A 3,300-nucleotide genomic window follows, 5' to 3' on the forward strand; every position below is an offset into this window, starting at 1 on the left:
TCCTTATACAGATTAATAGAAAAGGAGATTATAAATGGCTAAAATAAAATTAGATAAAATTATTTTTACAGATAAAATAACAGATTTTTATGTTGATTCTAAAATAAAAAAAGTTTACATGCGGCCACATACAGTTTTTGAGCGAGAAAAAGATACTGGGGATATGAAATTTTACACCCTTGGCTCGGTTGTTCTTGTGTTTCCAATAATGAGGGTTCTCTCATCTGGCTTTGTTAAAATTAGTTTTATCCAAATGTTATTAATCTCTATAGTTGCGTTCGGCTTGGGTTTAATCTTCTCCTATTTCATTGAGGAGTATACTTTACGCAAACAAACATTGAACAAGAGTTTTATTGAAATAAAAGAAATGAAAATTTTGAAGATTGCTTTAAAGGCAAGTAAAAAGAGCAATGGAGGATGGACGACCGTTACTTGGCTAGCGGGAATTCTAGCATTCTTATTTGCCAGTGTCTCACTGATGGGGCATGATTCAAAAACTCAAACCGCTTTTTTATTCTGCTCTTTATTCTGCTTTTTCCTAGTTGGCTTTGTAGCCTATCGAGCATTTAGGATAGGAAAATCTTTTCGCCTATTAAAAATAATAACTGGAGCAAGTGATGACGAATAATCTTCAAGAAAAAAATAATAGCATAGATATAGAAATGATAGCTAACAGAGCTTATAAGTGGAATTTGACTGTAACAATACTTTGTATCGTTTGGTTCCTATTGCTTATCTTATCGGTACTGATACCGGTATCTCCAATCGCTCAAGGAGTTGACTTACTGGTTTTCATTTATGCAATCGTTGCACATGTGCGGACAAGGAAGTTAAAGATTGTCAGCGTGGGGCCGATTCTGATTTATGGCGACCAAATTATTGGTGTAATATTAGCTGTTTTAGTTCATTTGAATTCTTTAAGCAGTGGCGCTAAGATTTTTGTTGCATTTTCCTCCTTGTTGCTTCATATTCTTGCGGCTGTATTTTGTTATCGAACGGCTAGAAAAATAAATGAAAAATATCGTAAGAAGGAAACACAGTGAGAGAAAGAAAAGTAACCATTTTGATAAAAAAGGCATAAAAACGAGATTTTCTGCGTGATTTATTATTAATTTATATGAAAATTCTATTTAAAACTGATATAATAGAGCTATGAAAAAAGTAAGTATTATTATCCCGTTTATGGGGCAAAATGAGAGCGTGCTGGCTATACCGCTGAGTTCTATCAATAATCAAATCGGAGTTAATTTTTCTGAGATTGATGTACATTTGGTCAATGACGGCGGACCGGCGATTGATGTGAAGAAATTTGATATTTTCGCAAATCTTGATTTGCATTATCATCAGCTAACCGTAAATGTCGGACCTGGAAATGCGCGTCAGTATGGAATCGACCACAGTGAGGGCGAGTATGTCATGTTCATAGACTCGGATGATGAATTGCATTTTGCTGGTGCACTGCTGGAATTTTTCAATGTTGTCAAGGGAACAGGGGACCATCAGCTGATTATTGGGCGCTACATTGAACAGTATATCATTGAAAATGGCGAGTTCCGCTATTTGACGCATCCGGGGGCGGACTGGAAAGCTGCCTATGCAAAGTGGTTCCGCCGCTCTTATTTAGCAGAAAAGGGATTACGTTTTCGTCCTGAGCTGAGGCTTTTTGAGGATACCTATTTTGTCGGTCTGGCTTGTCAATTGTCAACAGATATTCATTATTTGGACAGTGTGGTTTATAGTTGGCTTTATAATGCGAATTCGCTGGTACGTAAGGACGGCAAGGCTTTTGAATATCAGACTCATACATGGGCTTTGGAAAATCGGCTTTATTTAGAAAAGATACGTGAGATGAAGCCGGAGGATTTGAAGCGAGATTTAAATCACTATGTTTGTGATGTCTACATGCGTTTCACCCGTTATCCGCCGGCAAAGCCAGAGGCTTTCTGGGCAGAGCATACGAAGCTTTTGCAGGAATTTAAAGAATACTGGGATGGCTACACGGTTCTGGTGCAGAAGCAAGTCGATTTTATGCGCGACAATCCCAAAGGAAATTGGCTCGGCGTCAATACTGACGGTTTCAAAGCTTTTGTAGAAAAAGTCAGCATTTAGAGTCGAAATATAAGGAGAATTAAAAAATGGATGATAATGAAGATACAACACGAGTCGTTGCAGTCACAGGCGCTTCAAACGGCATGGGCCTTGAGGCGGCGAAGCTTTTTGCCAAGAAAGGCTGGATTGTTTATGCTGGAGCGCGCCGCGTGGAGCGGATTCCGGCGGACGAGAACATCATTGCGCTGGCGCTGGATGTGACGAATTCGTCGTCAAACCGGGCTTTTGTGGACAGAATTCTAGCGGAGCAAGGGCAGGTGGATGTTTTAATCAATAATGCCGGTTATGGCGAGTACGGTCCCGCCGAAGAGATTCCCATGGAGAATGTGCGTAAGCAGTTTGAGACGAATTTCTTTGGTGCTGTTGAGCTGACTCAGATGCTGCTGCCCACTATGCGTTCACGCGGCTATGGGCGGATTGTGAATATTTCAAGTGTCGGCGGTTATGTTTATACACCGCTGGGAGCATATTATCATGCGACGAAGGCTGCGATGCAGCAGTGGTCTGACGTGCTGGACACCGAGGTGGCGCAGTTCGGAATTCGCAGTGTCTGTGTTAATCCCGGCGGTACGAAGTCTGCCTGGAGCAGTATTGCTCTGGACAACGCTGAAAAGAATCTTCTGCCGAATTCTCCTTACGGGCCAATGGTTGAAAAGGTGCGCAAAGGATTTTCTAAGATGGAGAAGGCTGGTCCTTCATCGGCGGATTTGGCGCGTGATTTTTACAAGGCTGCGACGGCTGCAAAGCCCGAGTTGCGCTATTATCATTCCGTTGGTGACCGTTTGATGGTGCGCGTGGCAAAGACTCATCCTAAGCTCTGGCGCCGCGGCATTGATTTGCTGCTGAAGCATTTGTCTTGAAAAATTTCTGAAATTAACAGAAGAACAAAAAAGCCGCCTACAGAGACGACCTTTTTGTTTTAGGAGTAATTTATGAAAAATTTAGGAGTTGCAGGTGTCGGAGTCACCTACAAGATTAATTATAAGACAAATCTTCTAAATCGTTCTCAAACTTTAGACTGATTTTTACAGGGTGTCTAAATTTAAAACAAAAAAGCCGCCTGCAGACGACTTTTTTTGTTTTAGGAGTAATATATGAAAAATTTAGGAGTTGCAAGTGTTCGGAATCACTTGCAAAATTATTATAAAACAGATTTCCTAAATTAATCTCAAACTTTAGACTGATTTTTAC

4 protein-coding genes are annotated in these 3,300 nt (G+C 40.6%); all 4 read left to right on the forward strand.

Going from position 1 to position 3,300, the window contains the following annotated elements; all coding sequences use genetic code 11:
• Positions 1-34: 34 nt before the first annotated feature.
• Positions 35-628 (forward strand): hypothetical protein, encoded by a 594-nt coding sequence (locus tag ACYQ2E_RS11190; RefSeq protein WP_460018142.1) that lies wholly within the window; start codon positions 35-37, stop codon positions 626-628.
• Positions 618-1,043: a hypothetical protein gene (locus ACYQ2E_RS11195; protein ID WP_460018143.1), complete on the forward strand. Its 426-nt coding sequence runs from the start codon at positions 618-620 to the stop codon at positions 1,041-1,043. Before ACYQ2E_RS11190 ends, ACYQ2E_RS11195 begins: the two co-directional genes overlap by 11 nt.
• Positions 1,044-1,152: 109 nt before the next feature.
• Positions 1,153-2,109 carry a glycosyltransferase family 2 protein gene (locus ACYQ2E_RS11200; RefSeq protein WP_460018144.1) on the forward strand — a complete coding sequence of 319 codons (957 nt, stop codon included), beginning with the start codon at positions 1,153-1,155 and terminating at the stop codon, positions 2,107-2,109.
• A gap of 26 nt (positions 2,110-2,135) precedes the next feature.
• Positions 2,136-2,969, forward strand: a complete 834-nt coding sequence (locus ACYQ2E_RS11205) for an SDR family NAD(P)-dependent oxidoreductase (RefSeq protein ID WP_460018145.1) — start codon at positions 2,136-2,138, stop codon at positions 2,967-2,969.
• Positions 2,970-3,300 lie beyond the last annotated feature (331 nt).

Source organism: Lactovum odontotermitis, from assembly GCF_054658595.1.

Coding starts and splice junctions, on each gene's coding strand:
- ACYQ2E_RS11190 (WP_460018142.1), top strand. CDS start 35: ATGGCTAAAATAAAATTAGATAAAATTATTTTTACAGATAAAATAACA.
- ACYQ2E_RS11195 (WP_460018143.1), top strand. CDS start 618: ATGACGAATAATCTTCAAGAAAAAAATAATAGCATAGATATAGAAATG.
- ACYQ2E_RS11200 (WP_460018144.1), top strand. CDS start 1,153: ATGAAAAAAGTAAGTATTATTATCCCGTTTATGGGGCAAAATGAGAGC.
- ACYQ2E_RS11205 (WP_460018145.1), top strand. CDS start 2,136: ATGGATGATAATGAAGATACAACACGAGTCGTTGCAGTCACAGGCGCT.